At 39.0% G+C, this 16,172-nt stretch carries 17 protein-coding genes, 7 pseudogenes and 1 other annotated feature; of the genes and pseudogenes, 15 read left to right on the forward strand and 9 right to left on the reverse strand.

The features are described from left to right. The first annotated feature begins 67 nt into the window (after positions 1–67). Positions 68–982: an LCP family protein gene (locus tag OQ477_RS02085; protein ID WP_265971237.1), complete on the forward strand. Its 915-nt coding sequence runs from the start codon at positions 68–70 to the stop codon at positions 980–982. Positions 983–1,406: 424 nt separating this feature from the next. Here the strand turns inward: OQ477_RS02085 and OQ477_RS02090 are convergent. The 3 genes and pseudogenes from OQ477_RS02090 to OQ477_RS02100 form a co-directional block, all read right to left on the reverse strand. Further along, positions 1,407–1,860: pseudogene (locus tag OQ477_RS02090) on the reverse strand (SMI1/KNR4 family protein); the annotation flags it as partial. 543 nt (positions 1,861–2,403) lie between these two features. Then, positions 2,404–2,574: a hypothetical protein gene (locus OQ477_RS02095; RefSeq protein ID WP_265971239.1), complete on the reverse strand. Its 171-nt coding sequence runs from the start codon at positions 2,572–2,574 to the stop codon at positions 2,404–2,406. 3 nt (positions 2,575–2,577) lie between these two features. Beyond that, a complete protein-coding gene (locus OQ477_RS02100; RefSeq protein ID WP_265971241.1) occupies positions 2,578–2,733 on the reverse strand; it encodes a hypothetical protein in 156 nt (51 codons plus the stop codon). Between the two features lie 203 nt (positions 2,734–2,936). Between OQ477_RS02100 and OQ477_RS02105 the strand changes: the two genes are divergently transcribed. The 3 genes and pseudogenes from OQ477_RS02105 to OQ477_RS02110 all read left to right on the forward strand — a co-directional run bounded on the left by OQ477_RS02105 (position 2,937) and on the right by OQ477_RS02110 (position 4,637). After that, a complete protein-coding gene (locus OQ477_RS02105) occupies positions 2,937–3,665 on the forward strand; it encodes a sensor histidine kinase (RefSeq protein WP_265971242.1) in 729 nt (242 codons plus the stop codon). Continuing rightward, positions 3,613–3,795 carry an ATP-binding protein gene (locus OQ477_RS21010; protein ID WP_416346507.1) on the forward strand — a complete coding sequence of 61 codons (183 nt, stop codon included), beginning with the start codon at positions 3,613–3,615 and terminating at the stop codon, positions 3,793–3,795. Before OQ477_RS02105 ends, OQ477_RS21010 begins: the two co-directional genes overlap by 53 nt. Positions 3,796–3,962: 167 nt before the next feature. Next, a pseudogene (locus OQ477_RS02110) lies at positions 3,963–4,637 on the forward strand (response regulator). Between the two features lie 162 nt (positions 4,638–4,799). Here the strand turns inward: OQ477_RS02110 and OQ477_RS02115 are convergent. Continuing rightward, positions 4,800–5,360, reverse strand: a complete 561-nt coding sequence (locus OQ477_RS02115) for a TetR/AcrR family transcriptional regulator (protein WP_265971243.1) — start codon at positions 5,358–5,360, stop codon at positions 4,800–4,802. Between the two features lie 456 nt (positions 5,361–5,816). On the opposite strand from OQ477_RS02115, the gene OQ477_RS02120 reads away from it, so the two are divergent. Next, positions 5,817–7,052 carry a cytochrome P450 family protein gene (locus tag OQ477_RS02120; RefSeq protein ID WP_265971244.1) on the forward strand — a complete coding sequence of 412 codons (1,236 nt, stop codon included), beginning with the start codon at positions 5,817–5,819 and terminating at the stop codon, positions 7,050–7,052. Between the two features lie 379 nt (positions 7,053–7,431). Next, positions 7,432–7,560 (forward strand): annotated as a pseudogene (locus tag OQ477_RS02125) (recombinase); the annotation flags it as partial. On the opposite strand, the pseudogene OQ477_RS02130 reads toward OQ477_RS02125, so the two are convergent. The 3 genes and pseudogenes from OQ477_RS02130 to OQ477_RS02140 all read right to left on the reverse strand — a co-directional run. Continuing rightward, positions 7,559–7,683, reverse strand: a pseudogene (locus OQ477_RS02130) (sigma factor-like helix-turn-helix DNA-binding protein); the annotation flags it as partial. The pseudogenes OQ477_RS02125 and OQ477_RS02130 overlap by 2 nt on opposite strands. Before the next feature lie 499 nt (positions 7,684–8,182). Continuing rightward, entirely contained in the window at positions 8,183–8,710 is a 528-nt protein-coding gene (locus OQ477_RS02135) for a PadR family transcriptional regulator (protein ID WP_007408246.1), read from the reverse strand. Next, entirely contained in the window at positions 8,707–9,549 is an 843-nt protein-coding gene (locus OQ477_RS02140) for a sialate O-acetylesterase (protein WP_265971247.1), read from the reverse strand. Before OQ477_RS02140 ends, OQ477_RS02135 begins: the two co-directional genes overlap by 4 nt. Positions 9,550–9,766: 217 nt before the next feature. On the opposite strand from OQ477_RS02140, the gene OQ477_RS02145 reads away from it, so the two are divergent. The 6 genes and pseudogenes from OQ477_RS02145 to OQ477_RS02165 all read left to right on the forward strand — a co-directional run. Next, positions 9,767–9,874, forward strand: a complete 108-nt coding sequence (locus tag OQ477_RS02145; protein WP_076982971.1) for a winged helix-turn-helix transcriptional regulator — start codon at positions 9,767–9,769, stop codon at positions 9,872–9,874. Continuing rightward, a pseudogene (locus tag OQ477_RS21015) lies at positions 9,864–10,006 on the forward strand (class II fumarate hydratase); the annotation flags it as partial. The gene OQ477_RS02145 and the pseudogene OQ477_RS21015, both read left to right, overlap by 11 nt. A gap of 139 nt (positions 10,007–10,145) precedes the next feature. Next, a pseudogene (locus OQ477_RS02150) lies at positions 10,146–10,264 on the forward strand (recombinase); the annotation flags it as partial. 55 nt (positions 10,265–10,319) lie between these two features. Continuing rightward, positions 10,320–10,589, forward strand: a complete 270-nt coding sequence (locus OQ477_RS02155; RefSeq protein ID WP_265972406.1) for a DUF2577 family protein — start codon at positions 10,320–10,322, stop codon at positions 10,587–10,589. Positions 10,590–10,683: 94 nt separating this feature from the next. Continuing rightward, positions 10,684–11,382 (forward strand): aspartate/glutamate racemase family protein, encoded by a 699-nt coding sequence (locus OQ477_RS02160; protein ID WP_265971250.1) that lies wholly within the window; start codon positions 10,684–10,686, stop codon positions 11,380–11,382. 100 nt (positions 11,383–11,482) lie between these two features. After that, positions 11,483–11,668 (forward strand): annotated as a pseudogene (locus OQ477_RS02165) (DUF2634 domain-containing protein); the annotation flags it as partial. 61 nt (positions 11,669–11,729) lie between these two features. Here the strand turns inward: OQ477_RS02165 and sigK are convergent. Further along, complete coding sequence (gene sigK, locus OQ477_RS02170) at positions 11,730–12,452, reverse strand: RNA polymerase sporulation sigma factor SigK (protein ID WP_007408248.1); 723 nt, start codon at positions 12,450–12,452, stop codon at positions 11,730–11,732. Between the two features lie 181 nt (positions 12,453–12,633). Continuing rightward, positions 12,634–12,864: a binding site (T-box leader), on the forward strand. 46 nt (positions 12,865–12,910) lie between these two features. On the opposite strand from sigK, the gene OQ477_RS02175 reads away from it, so the two are divergent. Continuing rightward, positions 12,911–14,167, forward strand: coding sequence for an MFS transporter (locus OQ477_RS02175; protein ID WP_265971252.1), 1,257 nt, complete (start codon positions 12,911–12,913; stop codon positions 14,165–14,167). Continuing rightward, positions 14,133–14,510: a GNAT family N-acetyltransferase gene (locus OQ477_RS02180; protein WP_101669818.1), complete on the forward strand. Its 378-nt coding sequence runs from the start codon at positions 14,133–14,135 to the stop codon at positions 14,508–14,510. The genes OQ477_RS02175 and OQ477_RS02180 overlap by 35 nt, the downstream gene beginning before the upstream one ends. Positions 14,511–14,548: 38 nt before the next feature. On the opposite strand, the gene OQ477_RS02185 is transcribed toward OQ477_RS02180, so the two are convergent. Continuing rightward, a complete protein-coding gene (locus tag OQ477_RS02185) occupies positions 14,549–15,175 on the reverse strand; it encodes a TVP38/TMEM64 family protein (RefSeq protein ID WP_265971253.1) in 627 nt (208 codons plus the stop codon). A gap of 234 nt (positions 15,176–15,409) precedes the next feature. Here OQ477_RS02185 and OQ477_RS02190 point away from each other — a divergent pair, with 234 nt between their 5' ends. Beyond that, positions 15,410–16,144 carry a polysaccharide deacetylase family protein gene (locus tag OQ477_RS02190; RefSeq protein ID WP_007612700.1) on the forward strand — a complete coding sequence of 245 codons (735 nt, stop codon included), beginning with the start codon at positions 15,410–15,412 and terminating at the stop codon, positions 16,142–16,144. The last annotated feature ends 28 nt before the right edge of the window (positions 16,145–16,172 follow it).

Genomic DNA, 16,172 nt, shown 5'->3' on the forward strand with positions numbered 1-16,172 from the left:
GATAAGCGATAATAAAGAACTGTCAATACTTACATTTTTAAATTCTTCATTATGAAAGGAATTATGGATGAAAATCGGAAGAAGGAAACTGAAAATGCAAAATATTATACTGTTTATTCTAGCTCTATTGTTAACGGTTGGAGGACTGACTTACTACACTATTTACCGTACTGTAGCAAAATCGGTCAGTCACATGTATGAGCCTCTGGATAGGGATTCCAAGTCACAAAATGTTGTTAATAAACACGATCCCATATCAATACTCTTGCTGGGCGTAGATGAGCGCCCAGGTGATAAAGGACGCACTGACTCCATGATTGTATTAACTGTTAATCCAATTACAAAAAAATCAACAATGGTAAGTATTCCGCGTGATACCAGAGTATTCATGCAATCGAAGAATACTAATATCAAAATAAACTCGGCATATACTTATGAGGGAATAGAAGGTTCCGTAAAAACTGTCGAACAATTTTTAAATATTCCAATTCATTACTATATCAAAGTAAACATGGAGGGATTTAAAGATATTGTGGATGCTATTGGCGGGATAACGGTAAATAATGAATTTCCTTTCACCCTTGAAGGTGTGCATATACCAAAAGGGAAACAGCACATTGATGGAAAGGTTGCCCTTAAATATGCACGAATGAGAAAAGAAGATCCACGCGGGGACTTGGGCCGTCAGCAGCGGCAGCGTGAAATCATTAACCAAATGATTCATGAAGGCACAAAATTAAATTCATTAAAAAACTATCAAGGAATTTTAGCTGCATTAGAAGACAATATTCAAACTAACTTAACAATGGATAAAATGATTGATATCCAAAATTCCTATAAAGAAGCCGTGAAAAATATTAAACAGCTAGAAATAAAAGGTGAAGATAAAAGAATAGATAACTTATGGTATCATGTTGTAACTGATGAAACGAGAAACCAATTATCAAAAAAACTTAGAAAGCAATTAAATTTAAAATCTTAAAAATATCTAGTTATAATACCCTCACAAAAGAGCAGCTGCTTTAAGCTGCTCTTTAATATGATCAAAAACCTGTCCCATTGGCGGGGAAATGCGCCGTTTTTTTGTTTGAATTCCAACGTTTTCTTTCGTTTTTCGTTGGGTTTTTAATTCGGACTAAGTAATTAGCAGGAGAACAATGAATGTTACGAAATGATCTCGTTTTTAAAGAGCTAACGATTCTGCGACTCCAAGAACTTTACGAGAAAATCGGTAGTCGCCAAAAAAGAAAGAAATTGAAGGCATAACAAGAATTGAGTCTGCTTTTGGAGTTGGCTCGAAGCTCTCATCGAAGCCGGCTTTTTCACGGATCGCCTTGACTGTTGAAGGAGTTATTGACTCAGATACATTGTGAATTTCTGTTTCTTCATTGTTATATCTTGTCCATATCGTAATGATGCAAATACAGTTTTGACAAAAATTCGTCAAACGAGGTTGCTAGTTTGAAATCCTGATCAGTTTCCACATCGAAGTAGTGAATTGGAGGGTTTGAGTTTGTTTCTCGATAATCCATAGCTGTCCAAGTATGTCCGTCTCCATGAATAAGGAGAACATTTTCGGGTAAATCCCATTCCTTTATTAGGTATGAACTGTCTAATTCCTGGGTCTTCACCTAGCCCTAGCAGGTAATCAAACTCAATATGATCTTCTGCCCACGAATTCTGCACAGTTGTGGGGAATGCATTGTAATTTATCATTCCTCCATTTTGCTTGAGTATAAGCTTCTTGTACGACTCAGGCAGAATGATATTTAACCTGTTTTCGGTGTGTTTGATCATATCTTCAGTTACACTATCAAGTTTATAAGGATCTTCTTCAGTTGCTTCCCAAAAATGATGCACTGTTTTTCCTCCTTAAAGCAATGCCGGGGTATAGTTCGCATAGCTATATATTATTCGACATTAAAGTAGATATACCTATATTAATGCCAAAAAATTTTAAAAGGAAAACATTTCCCCAATGTTGTATGATTTGGAAGGAGGGGAGTGAATATAAAAAAGATAGGGTTGGGTATTGCAGCAGTTTTTTTAACATGGTGCCCTGGGATCGGAACTGTTTTGGCCAAAATGACAAAAGATGAACATAAGGTCAGCTTTTAAATGACTGAGAATAAAAAGGGATTCTTTATGGCCGATGACACAAATCTTCATTATAATCCCTTTGTGGAATACTACGGGGTTTTAGGCGTTTTTTGATATGATATGAAGTGTTAAGTCTAATCAAACAATCGGAGGAAAAATACATGCACAATGAAACTATTATTGGTGCAGGGCCAGCTGGTTTGTTTTTAGCGAAAGGAATTCCATAAAATTCAAATTGAAACGTTGTTTTCAAATAATTAATAAGAATACTGTCAACATTGCATTTAGATAAGACGTAACAATTTATCGTTTAGCAAGAAGCTGCTGTAAAAAGAAGTATGGGTAACCAAAAATAATAAATGGAGCTGCTAATATTAAAAGTAACCAAGAACTTGATTGGCTGTTCCTAATGACTCTAATGAAAATACAAGTACCGATGAGGAGATAAAATAAGCTACCTAAAGTCCAATACATACGTTATCCTCTTTTCTTTTCCTTCAAAACCCTCTTGATTCGTTTCTTTATAAAACTTTTTCTTTTTTTAAAAATTTTAGAATATCGGTTTTTAAATGTTTTTTCAGTTAGGATCCCTTTTCTATTGAGTGCTTCAATGATGAGATCAATTGATTTCATTGGAGATCTCCTCCTAGGGGGAAATTCTATAAGAATTCTTATTTATTTTAATTTTAAAATCGAATAAACAAAACGTACTAACAGGCAAGCTTCCTATTGTACTTTTGGGCAAATGCTAAAAAATTGCAACCATTGCTTTGTTATATGTGTTGTATAAAGAATTCACGAATCAAGTATTTGAGGCTGTCATTGGATTTTCTTTAATGATACTGTTATATTTCGTTTTACTATGGGCACGGGAGACATGGTGGAGCGGAATAAAATATGCTGTTATTTCGCTCTTGATTATAGCAATAGAGTTAATTTTGAATGATGTATATGGGATAACTGACGCAACTTTGTTATGTCCATTAGTTTGGATTTTGGCAACGGTTTATGATAAGTACAAGTATTTATCTTCTATTCTGCCCTTGCTTACAATAGTGGTCTTAATTCGTAAGATTTGGAAAAATGCTTATCGAATGAAGGAATTACACCTGCAAGAAATAAACAAGGCGCATCAAGAGTTAAAAGAAGCACACGCTGAACTGCAGGAAGCTGCTATGCATTCCATGAAATATGCAGCTTTAGAAGAGCGTATAAGGCTTGCTCGTGAAATTCATGATGGTCTTGGCCACCAGCTTACATCCTTAATCGTTCAGCTGCAGGCTCTTGAAATTATGCTGCCGGATGAACCGAAAAGGGCATCTGAAGTAACCACACAATTACTTCAGATAGCAAGGCAAGCTATGGCTGAAGTTCGTATTTCAGTAAGAGAATGGTCAAGCGACGAAATGGGTCTCGGGATTATCGCATTAAAAGGACTCGTATCTCAAATTCAAGGTCGCTCTTCAATTCAATTTAATTTTGTTCAGGAATCAAAAATTTCCGAATGGCCCAATGAAACCAGTATTGTATGTACTATACCGCACACTGCAAGAATCCCTGACTAACATTTTACGTCACTCAAATGCCACATCGGTTACAATTCACCTTGAGGAAGTGAATGATGAAATTATTTTAAAGGTATCTGATAATGGGGACTATGTGGATGAGGTGCCGTTGGAAGCAGGGTTCGGGTAAATGGAATGATAGAACGTTGTCAACATCATGGAGGGATGTGTACATTTACTTCAGTGAAACCGCATGGTCTTTGTATTGAGATAACACTCCCAATTGAAAAAAGGTCACATCATGATATACATAATCCGTAAAAAATGAGTTTATTCTTTTGTGGGAGGAAATAGGAAATGGATGAAAAAAATAAGATTCGAATCGTACTGGCTGATGATCAACCTATTGTCCGTCAGGCTTTAAAATATATCATTGATTCACAAGCAGACATGGAAGTTGTTGGTGAAGCAGCTGATGGGAAAACAACGATAGAGATTACAAAAAAAACGAATCCTGATGTGGTCCTTATGGACATTCAAATGCCAAATGGGACAGGCATAGAAGCTACTTATAACATTCTTGATTAAATGCCTTATATCAAAGTGGTGCTTCTTACAACATTCGATGTCCAAGATTATGTATTTGATGGCATTCGAGCCGGTGCTGTTGGTTATTTATTAAAGGATACCGATACGAAAGAACTTCTAGATGGTATTCGTTGGGTTAACCAAGGTCAAGCGATTTACCGAACAGCAATGGCTAGTAAGGCACTTGCACAAGCTATTAGTGAAGATAGGAATAATGAACAAAATGATACCAAACCTTCAGACTTGCCCGAACCCTTAACTGAACGCGAAACCGATGTATTGCAGCAAATGGCTTACGGCCGGAGAAATTCAGAAATTGCGGACATTCTTCATATCTCACAAGGGACAGTAAAGACACATGTCCATCGCATTTTTCAAAAACTTGGTGTTGAAGATCGTACACAAGCCGTAGTATTTGCCATACGAAAAGGGGTAGTTGAATAATTGAAAGATGTTATTTAAATTTAATCACCATGATACCAAAGGTTTTGAGCCCCTTGGTATTTTTTTGTGTGTTTAAAATCTGTCAAGAAACAAAAGGCTTACAATAACCGCATTAAAGACGAAAAAATATATTCAATAGACAATTCGTTACCTTTTTGCATGCTAATCTTCAAATTTTAATAACAATTGATGAATTATACTGGAGATACAAGCAGGTGTTTGTATCATCCCGTTGTTAATCCATTCCTCTATAATTCCTACTACACCTGAAACGATAAATGTTGTTTCAAATTTCTCGGTTTCCGTAATGGATTTTGCAAATTGTCGTATCACGCTCAATTCCTCAATCATTTTCGTTTTGAAAAACGCTTTAAGTTTGTTGATTGAAAGGACATTCATTTTTGGTTTTGTTAACAATGTGAAAATTTCGACGTTTTGATATATGTATTCTGTAGTTTTTTCTATAAAGGTCAGCATGTTCATTGGATCATCACTTGGAAAAGATGCGTCATAAATGCTTCCTAGCTGTTCAAATATTTCGTCTTCGATCTGCTCATATAAGTCGAAAACATCTTTGTAGTGAAGATAAAAGGTGCCTCGTCCTATATCGGCTTTTTTAGATAAGTCGGAAACAGTTATTTTGTTGATTTCTTTTTCTAGAAGCAACTTTAAAAAGGCATGTTTTATAGCACTTTTTGTCTTGATTGAGCGTCTGTCCCCCATAGTGTCCTCCGTTAATATACAATTTAGCTTTGCATGTTCATTAATGTACATGTACAGCTAAATTGCAGATTGATACTCAAATTTTCTTACCATTATAATGAACATGTGTTCAGGAGTCAAAAAATGTTTATTTGAAAAGGAGGTGTATCAATGTTTCTTTATCGACAAGCAAGAGCTGATGAATTAAACAAAGTGGCAAGGCTATTTTATGAATCTTTCAATCAATATCCTTCTATGGATTTTCTGTAAAATACGAAAAAAGATCGTTCATTTATTTTTGAAATGCATAAAGTACTAACAAAAGCATATTTTAAAAAGCATTTCTGTTTTGCTGGTATTCAGAATGGTGAAATTGTTGTTGGGGTTTTAAAAGAAAAGTCCTTCAAACATATAATTAGATTTCTCTTTTGATATTTAAAGATGATCATAACACTTATGAAGATGGAGGTTGAATGAATGTCTTCAAAACCGAAAAAGAGTGTAACCATTTTGACGGAAAGTCAATTGTCTTCCAGAGCATTTAAAGATGAAGCATATGATTTTTATAAAGATTCTCGAAAATCACACCCTCTCTACCCATTATCTTTAGGAACTCTGGGGGAAGGCTGGCTCATAACGAGATATGATGATGCAATACATTTATTAAAGAACGAAAAATTAAAGAAAAACTATGAAAATGTAATTACCGCAAAAGAAGAGAAACATCCTATTCTATTGAAGAATGAAGAGCCTTTAACAAAGCATATGCTTAATTCAGATCCCCCTGATCACAATCGCTTGCGGACTCTTGTTCAGAAAGCATTTACTCATCGGATGATTTTGCAGTTGGAAGACAGAATCCAACATATAGCAGATTCTTTATTGGATAAAGTACAGCCCAGCAAATTCATGAAGCTGGTAAACGATTATGCGTTTCCTTTGCCGATTATCGTGATAAGTGAAATGCTTGGCATTCCCCTAGAAGACCGTCAAAAATTCAGAGTTTGGTCGCAAGCGATCATTGATTTTTCAGATGCCCCTGAAAGACTTCAGGAGAATGACCATTTGTTAGGGGAATTTGTTGAATATCTGGAATACTTAGTTCGTAAAAAAAGGAGCGAGCCTGCAGGAGATTTAATCAGTGCATTAATTCAAGCGGAAAGTGAAAGCACACAATTAAGTACAGAAGAATTGTACTCGATGATTGTGCTGCTTATCGTTGCAGGTCATGAAACAACTGTAAACTTAATCACCAATATGACATATGCTCTGATGTGTCACCATGATCAACTAGAGAAGCTCCGTCAGCAGCCGGCCTTGATGAATTCAGCTATAGAAGAAGCATTGCGGTTTCACAGCCCTGTTGAGTTAACGACGATTCGCTGGACGGCCGAACCGTTTATACTGCATGGGCAGGAGATTAAACGGAAAGACGTGATCATCATTTCCTTAGCATCAGCAAACCGTGATGAAAAGATATTTCAAAATGCCGACATATTTGATATTGAAAGAAAGAACAACCGTCACATTGCTTTTGGTCACGGCAGCCATTTTTGCCTTGGTGCACAGCTTGCACGGTTAGAAGCAAAGATTGCTATTTCCACCTTATTACGCCGCTGTCCAAATATACAGATAAAAGGCGAAAAGGAACAAATTAAATGGAAAGGGAATTTTCTGATGAGAGCACTCGAAGAACTGCCGGTCAGTTTTTAATCTTTTGGTGGACATGTAATCTTCAAACTTATGTCGTTTTTACTCCTCAATAAAACTAAATCATTAAACTGTTGCAATCAACATAAAAAAATATTAGTTTATATAGTTTTTCAAAAACAAAGTTTTAAGCTTACTGGGCGTGAAAATGTCTTGCAAACACCAATGGTTTCCTACTATCGGTGTTTTTTTATTTGTTTTTCACCTAATTTAAAATAACCCAGGACAAACAGTTATTACATAGCAATATGCATTTTATGAAGGTAATAATCATCGAGGGACCGCAAGCTGACAAATGCTGTCAATATTTAATAAAACTCTAAAGGAAAAAGATCCAGGGTGGTGGTAATATATGGGGGGGCAGCCGAGCAAGTGATCAAGCATTAACAGCCAGATCGAGGCCTGCATAAAGAAAGCAGGGACTAAGGATGTGCTGCAGTATGCCGTTGATGGATTTTCTGCGGAGCTTTTAGAACGTCCGGCTTTGAATGGCCTGAGGAAGGATGCCTCAATGAGCGTTTTTCAATCCGCGACACGTAACTTCTTGAAATACCGAGCTCCTTTGCGATCTCACGCTGCGTTTTTTCTTTTTTAAATCAAGCCCGAAGCGGCCGACGATGACTTCCTTTTCGCGGGGAAAAAGTCCAAAAGGTGAAGGGTTATCCAAATGAAATGGATTGTTAAACGGAGTTTTCTTGTTGGAGGGGTTTAATATCAATCAATTGAAAGTTGCTTACGCAGAGGTATATAAAAAATTTTAGTTATGTCGAGAACGATGTTCACCTTCACTGCTTGTTCAATTAGAGGAAGTGATTCCTCCTTAAGGGAGATCACTTTTACTTATTCGAAGAAGCAGCAGTTTAGCGGAAGAAGGAGAAAAATCAGTTGACTTACTTGAATACTGAATAGGTGTAAAAAGCGGTTATTCATACTGATTGAAAAAGAAGAACACGCAGCAGACTCACTTGCTCTTGTTTGGGGCAAGTGTTGACAACCCTATTAGCCGGTTTAATTAAAGAAGGGGTATAAAACCTGTATCAATGATGTTACGAGATATCTGCGACACAGGTTTTATATGTAGATAACTAATATTCTTATATATGTAACATTGCATTTTTTTATTATGCAATAGTTCACTCTATTTCTGCTTTCAATTTTTCGAACCACTCTAAATTAACCAAGTGATGTGAACGGGAATTTTCATTCATACGGCGAAAGTAATTGATTGTGCCGGGAATTTCTTGAGTGATGGACAGGTATTCATCAAGGAGCTCGATTCGAGTTTTAGTCTGATCGATTTGTGATTGGATCAGATCCAGTAATTTATTTTTGTCGAATTCATCGGCAAAGAGTAACGCCCCATAAAATTGCAGGTTCACATATTCCGATTTGGTGCCGTATTTGATCATTAATTTTTCGAATTCTGCCCTTCCCGATTCTGTGACGTTAAAGTTACGGATTTCACGCCCGCTGGTTGAGGGTTTCTGCTGAATCTGTTCAATCAAACACTTTTCTTCAAGTTGCTGCAGATTGTAATAAAATGAACCTTTCGTGAAGTTAACAATGTATTTGTAATGACGTTTTTCCATTAAGGCCAGAAGTTCATAGCCGTGAGCTCCGGGGTTTTGGATGAGCAAGCCAAGGATAAGTAAGGGAATCATGGTTTCATCACCTTCGCCATCCGCGCCTCAAATTCCGCGTACGTGATTTTACCCGAAGCCAAATCCATACTATGAAGGTAAATCTGTTCTGTTTTAGAATAGTCACCATTCACTTTCAGTGATTGCTCCTCTCCCGAAATGGGTTTCAGGATATGGTGCTTTTTCGAAAAAGCCTCGAAATAGCGGTAACCGAATTTGCGTTGTGAAGCTGCGTCTAAATGAATGCCATCAGGGTTCGGAGTCAAATCTGTCGCAGTAACAAAATAACAATTATGTTGTTCATTGGCAAAACGCAGCAATTGTTCATTAACCTGTCGAAATTCAGTCGCGTGCTGTCCAAAACCAGTCTTCCCAAGAAAGTCACCAAGCCCTCCAATAATCAACGGTACCTCATCTAATTCCAACTCGTTTCTTAGCGTCTCGATGATAAGAGTTAATTTCTCGTAATAAGATTCATGCAGCGAACGATAACTGTCACTCTCACCTTGGTGCCAAAGGATTCCGCAAATTTGACTGGACTGGAGGGCGAAGCGGGCTTCGGACAAAGCATGCTGAAAAAGGATGCCTTCCGGATGCCAGTCATTCAATGAACTGCCACCTTCCGCACAAGGGATCAAGCCAATTTCTTCATCGGGATGAGCTTTCGACCAAGCATCTGCAAAAGATGCCGCCAAGCCAACGCCGGAAACCGGACGGTCGTAATTAATCGGCTCTGTCATCATTTGCCACTGTCCATTGCGCAGCATTTTAATTTTTTCATTATAGATAGGGTCTACTTCATTCAAAAATCCACGGCCCGCCATATTCGACTGCCCCAACATTAAAAAAGACTTTATCATCTAATTTTTTCACTTCTTTACATCAATATTTTAGTCTAATTAGACTATAGTCCATTCAGCTTGTCTTGTAAAGTTTCAACTAGGTTTTATTTTTTTGTTGAGCTTAGAGGATATCGAAAAAATTTCCACCCTTGATAAAGGAGAAAGTCTTTTCGGGTCGTACCAAGATCCAGAAATTGCAAAATCGATAGGCGCCATGAAATTCGATCTGTAAGCTTTGTCTAATAAAACAGTTAGGATTAATGAACTTAAAAGGTTAATCCCATGGATTACACAGAGGATATTGATACGAAAACTTAGAGAATTAGAACCTTATCGGGTATGAAAATTATTCGAAAATTCCAAGTTTGTTCATAAGGAAGGGTTAATGCTAAAAAGACTGCGTGCAACTTACATTTTAACGGAAGAACAATTTGATGAGATGGTTAAACCAGAAAATCTGAAACCTAATATTTGAATCTTTTAAGATAAAAACTAGTTACTAATCAGTAACTAGTTTTTCTTTTTTCCACCGTTGAAAATCACCTCAGTAGGACAAACTTCAGGATGATAGCCATTAGCTGTAAGGTTATCAACCGAGGAACAAGGGCTCGAGCATCGGCAGCCAGATCGAGGTCTGCATAAAGAAAGCAGGGACTGAAATATGCCTGTGAAGGATTTTCTGAGGAGCTTTTTAGAGCGTCCGGCGTTGAATCGTTTGAGAGAGGACGCAAGTTAAAGACTTATAAGTCAAGTCATTTGATATCAAAATGCAGTAACGAATGAGAAAAATGATTTTCATAACTGTCACATCTCTTTTTCTATATTCTGACTTTATTGAATGTGAGTCACCGGTGGATATTATGCCGGCTGAAGTGATTTCCGTTTCATCTATTGAAATAAGGCTTAATGAAAATGACAAATTAATAATACCTGCTGATTTGATTATTATTCCTAAACGGTTGCGCTCTGGAGAAGATGAAGAACTGAAAATGGGTGAGAATTTGATGGTTTTCTCCTTAAAAGGCGGACAATCATTTTTTATTCTCGATAAAATTTAATGATAATAATCCTGAAAAAATAAATAATTGTAAAGACCTAATCTATGCTATAGAATAACTATAATATTTTGAAAAATTTCATCCGAGGTGAGTTATGAAAACTATTGGTCTTATTGGCGGAATGAGTTGGGAATCTTCAGCTGAGTATTATCGAATTATCAATGAAGAAATAAAAAAGAAGTTAGGAGGGCTTCACTCGGCAAAATGCCTTTTATACAGTGTTAATTTTAAGGAAATTGAACATTATCAATCCATAGGAGCTTGGGATAAAGCAGGTGAAGCTTTAGGTCAAGTTGCAAAATCATTAGAAAAAGCAGGTGCAGATTTTATTGTAATATGTACAAATACTATGCATAAAGTTCTTGGATATATCCAAGAAATGATCACTATACCTATTTTGCATATTGCCGATGCAACTGCAGAACAAATTATTAGACAAGACATTCGCTCAGTAGGATTGCTTGGTACTAAATATACGATGGAACAAGATTTTTATAAATCACGTATTGCGTCTCATGATATTAATGTCATTGTTCCTGATGATGATGAAAGAGAATTAATAAATAATATTATTTATCAAGAACTATGTCTGGGTGAAATTAAACAGTCTTCCAAAAACATTTATAAGAAGATCATAAATAATTTGGTGGATAGAGGAGCAGAAGGAATTATTCTTGGATGCACTGAAATTGGACTATTAGTAAAGGCAGAGGATTCAAAAGTGCCATTATTTGATACGACTTTAATCCATGCTCAAAAAGCAGTAAATAAATCCCTTTCGATTTCTTCTTAGAATGATTACTTCCTATATGTTAAAACCGCTCTTTAGGAGCGGTTTTTATTATGGTTCATTCAATCAATAAATGGAGGAACGTTATAGGAGTGATCTTATCATGTCCCTTTCCTCAGAAATTGAATTTGATGATATTGAAGATGACAGCGAAGTCATAGGGACCTCTCAAACCTACAAAATAGATTTTGAAAATGGCCGTATCACAAATGAATTCTTCACAGGCCTTGACGCGATTAAACAGTTTGTATATTTATCCCTTCATACTGAGCGCTACGCATATTCTGTTTAAAGTCATGATTGAAAAAGATATATTAGAAAAAGCCGGGATGTCAGATCCGGCTTTTCGCTCACTTTCCCTTCTTCTTCCGCTTCTCCTTTTCCGCTCGATAAAACTCATGGAACATCTTCATCAATGCGCGTTTTTCAATCCGCGACACATAACTCCTTGAAATGCCGAGCTCCTTTGCGATCTCGCGCTGCGTTTTTTCTTTTTTTAAATCAAGCCCGAAGCGGCCGACGATGACTTCTTTTTCGCGGTCGTCTAAAATGTCGATATATTTTTTGACCTTTTCAAGTTCCATGTTGAGCTGAATAGTGTCGATCACATCTTCGCTTTCCGACTTGAGGACATCGATCAGGCTTATTTCATTCCCTTCTTTATCCTGGCCGATCGGATCATGAAGGGAGACGTCTTTTTTCGTTTTTTTCAATGCGCGCAGATGCATTAAAATCTCATTTTCAATACATCGTGCGGCATATGTGGCAAGCTTCGTGCCTTTTCCGGCTGAATAGCTTTCAATTCCTTTGATCAGCCCGATTGTACCGATGGAGATCAGATCTTCTGCGTCCTCTCCCGTGTTTTCGAATTTTTTCACAATATGGGCGACTAAACGGAGATTATGTTCGATCAGCATGTTGCGGGCGTGTTCATCTCCTTCAGCCATAAGGTCTAAGTATTTTTTCTCCTCATTATTTGAGAGCGGTTGTGGAAAGGCATTATTTTTCACGTATGATACTAAAAACACAAGTTCTTTCACAATAAACCCGAGCGCTGCAAAAACACCTGTCACCGTCCTCACCTCCACAAAGTTATGTAGGCAATCGCCTATATGTAACTGTATGTGTCGGTAGGGCTGTTTGTGTCTGTACAGGGAAATTAATCAAAATCGGGTTTTATTTCTTACAGCCTCTTGATTTTTGCTGATTGAGCCTGTATATTGTTAAAAAAAGTAAGGGCGAAAAGAACATAACTGAAAAGCGCTGAAGAGACGAGTAGACAGATATCATTCATGACAGAGAGCTCCGGGAGCTGTGAAGGAGTATGAATGGATGTGTTGAAACAAACCTCTTAGCTTCGCATCGGAATCATGAAAAACGAGGATGATGCGGCGGATACTCCTGTTACCGAGTAAGCTTTGTACCCGGCAAGGCCGGCACCAAACCGAATTGAGGTGGCATAGCGGGCTGTTTCCCGTCCTCAAGACTTTATTGTCTTGAGGGCGTTTTTTATTTCTAAGGGAGGGATAAGATGAAAAACCTGAAGTCTTGGCGGTACCCGATGCTTCTGTTAACCGGAATCGGGATAGCAAATATTGGTGAATGGATTTATTTTTTGTCTCTTAATCTTATTGTCTTAAAAGAAACGGAGTCTGCTTTTGCGGTTTCCATCCTTTATTTGATCAGGCCTGCGGCTGTTTTGATGACAAATGGGTGGGCTGGCAGCATCATCGACCGGTGTAACAAACGGAATATGATGATGTCGCTTGATTTCATCCGGGCTGCATTCATTGCCGTTCTGCCGCTGATGTTTACTGCACAGTCTTTATTTTCCGTTTATTGTATCGTATTTTTGATTCAAATGGCCAATGCGATGTTTCGTCCGTGTTCCATGGCGTATGTGACGATGCTTATCCCGGCTGAAAGGAGAAAACGATTCAATTCACTAAGGGCTTTGTCGGAATCAGGGGCTTTTCTCCTCGGGCCGGCTGCGGCCGGGCTGCTTTTTATCGTCGGCACGCCGATTTTTGCGATTTGGTTGAATGCGGCGGCTTTAGTGCTGTCCGGTTTCATCACGATGATGCTGCCGAACCTTGAAAATGGGCCTCACGTACATTCTCCCGCACAGAAGCTTTCTTTGGCAGTTTACAAACAAGATTGGAAGCTCGTCTATCGCTTCAGCCGAACAGCGCGAAACGTCATGATCATTTATTTTTTATTCAGTCTGGTTATGACCGTTATGCCATCAGCGCTTGATTCGCTTGAAGCCGCTTTTGCAAAAGAGGTTCTTCAGCTGACTGATGCCGATTACGGTTTTCTCGTCAGTGTCTCAGGGGCAGGCATTATTGCGGGGGCGCTTGTCAATGTGTTCTTTAATAAAAAAATACCGGCTTCTTTATTAATGGGAATGGGCTCTTTATTCACAGCGGCCGGATATATGATTTATGCGTTTTCTGACGTTTTTTGGACGGCTGCTTTCGGATTTTTCCTTCTCGCTTTTTTTCTGGCGTTTGCCAATACAGGCTTTCTGACGTTTTATCAAAAGAATGTTCCGGTGGACATCATGGGGAGAGTGGGGAGCTTTTATTCATTAGTCGAAGCTATCTTCATTATAGTGGTAACGGCGGTTTTCGGAGCGGCTTCTGTCAGTTCTTCCGTCCGCGGCATCGTCATCGCAGGCACTGCTGTTATGCTGGCGTTGGCAGCCGTTTTATGCTCGTTCTTATTTGCGGCCGCAAAAAGGAGGACTCCTGATGTATTTCAAGCGGATCAATTTAAACAAACATAAAGAGACGGCCGTTTCATTTCGTGAGGATTCGTTTTTCGTCAGCTTTGGCACGGCGGATCATTTTAATAAGGATGAATATCTCAGGTGGCTGTCATCCCAAATCAAATGCTTTCCCGACGGTTTTATGCTGCTTTTTCATAACGGGCAGCCGATCGGACAGCTTGAAGCTTCCATCAAATTTTACCGCAGCCAAAAAATCGGTTATGTGCACCTTTACTATATGACTGAGCAGCAGAGGGGAAGGGGTTGCGGAACGAAACTGCATCAATACGTGAGGCAGTTTTTCAGAGCGGCTTTGTCATTTTACAGAAAGAAAAATATGGTAGTGGTCGGTTCAGAATGAGAGGAGCCGTACCGCCGGAATAGGGGGCGGTACGCGCTTCATTTTTTCGTTGTTTTTAAAAGTCCGGGAAACTTCTTATAAATGACCGCCATTAAGACGAGCATATACATTCCGTAAATCCCGAAAGACAGCAGTTTGTTGCTTGTAAATGAAGCGCCTGCGACGGTCACGATCACAATGTTCGGAATTTTGCCGAGCACCGACGCAGAAAAAAAGATCGGCCATCGGATATTACTCAGCCCGCAGACGGTATTCATGGCAAGCGACGGTATAATCGGAATCAGCCGCCCGAAAAGCACCGCCGTAAACGCGTGCTGATGAAATGAATCTTCATATTGGGCTGCGGCCGGGTAAGCCATCAGCTTTTTTCTGGCCCAGTCTCTGAATCCGTAACGGACGAGAAAAAACAATGCCATTGTTCCGAGCATCGCGCCTGACAATGTAATCCACACCCCGTTTACAATCCCGAAAACCGCTCCGTTTAAGGCCGCGATAATGGCGAATGGAACGATCGGAAAAAATACGTCAGCTGCGACCAGAAGGATACTCATAAGCACGGCGCACATGCCGCCCGCGCGAATCATGCTGAGCCAGACGTCTTTTTGCATAAAGCCGATCATCACGACAGCAATGATGACGGCAAGACTGAATCCCTTTTTTATCATCTGCACGTTCACCTCTTTTCATTTAGTATACAGCACAAATCTATCTCCTTCTATTAAAATAAGCTGTCCGATAAGCGTATTTGTTTATCAGCATTTGCCGTTTGATGAGAAAAGGCTGCACCCGGATTTGGACAAAAACAAGCGGGAAGCGGGTGATGTGCATCATTTGATGCAGAGAATGATTTTTTATAAAAGGGGACACGTTAACAGTAGTGTTTACTGGAGGTGTAAACGTTGAGATGCTTTCATCTGATCATCATGATATGCGTCCTCACGAGTCTCACTGCCGTGTCCGCCGATGCGAAATCTTTAAAAAGAAGTGACATGGAGAAAACGGGAAACGTGTACTGGGATATAAGGTCTGAAAAAAAGAAACTATCTTTAACCTTCGATGACGGCCCCCATCCTGTCTATACGGAGGCTGTGTTAGACGTGCTGAAACAGCACAATGTTAAAGCAACCTTTTTTTGTGTCGGGAGCCGTATAGACAAATACCCCATAACGGCAAAACGCATCGTTGAAGAAGGGCATGAAATCGGCAACCATACGATGAACCATGTTTATTTTCACCGTCTGAAACGCAAAGACATTTTACAAGAGCTTCACAGCTCCGCGCATCATATCACATCGCTTCAGCCGGAAGGAGACAAGTTATTCCGCCCGCCGGGAGGGTCGCTGAATCATACGGCTTTCAAAAGCATCTTAAAAGAGGGCTATCATATCATCATGTGGTCATGGAACCAAGACCCGAGAGACTGGAAAAGGCCCGGGAAAGGAAAAATCGTCAGGCACGTTGTTTCACATGCCAGAGATGGAGATATCGTTCTTCTGCATGATGGCGGAGGAAACCGGCGCCAGACGGTTGAGGCTTTGAAAGAAATCATTCCCAAGCTGAAAAAGCAGGGCTACACGTTTGTTAAGGTTTCGGATTTGATCGGACAGGATTCCGGTCCTTTTCATATCCAGTAAAGAGAGCGCCGCGTTGAAAGCCGCCAAA

Origin of the sequence: Bacillus sp. ChL18 (assembly GCF_026241425.1) — a bacterium.
In the GTDB taxonomy this organism is placed as follows: domain Bacteria; phylum Bacillota; class Bacilli; order Bacillales; family Bacillaceae; genus Bacillus; species Bacillus velezensis.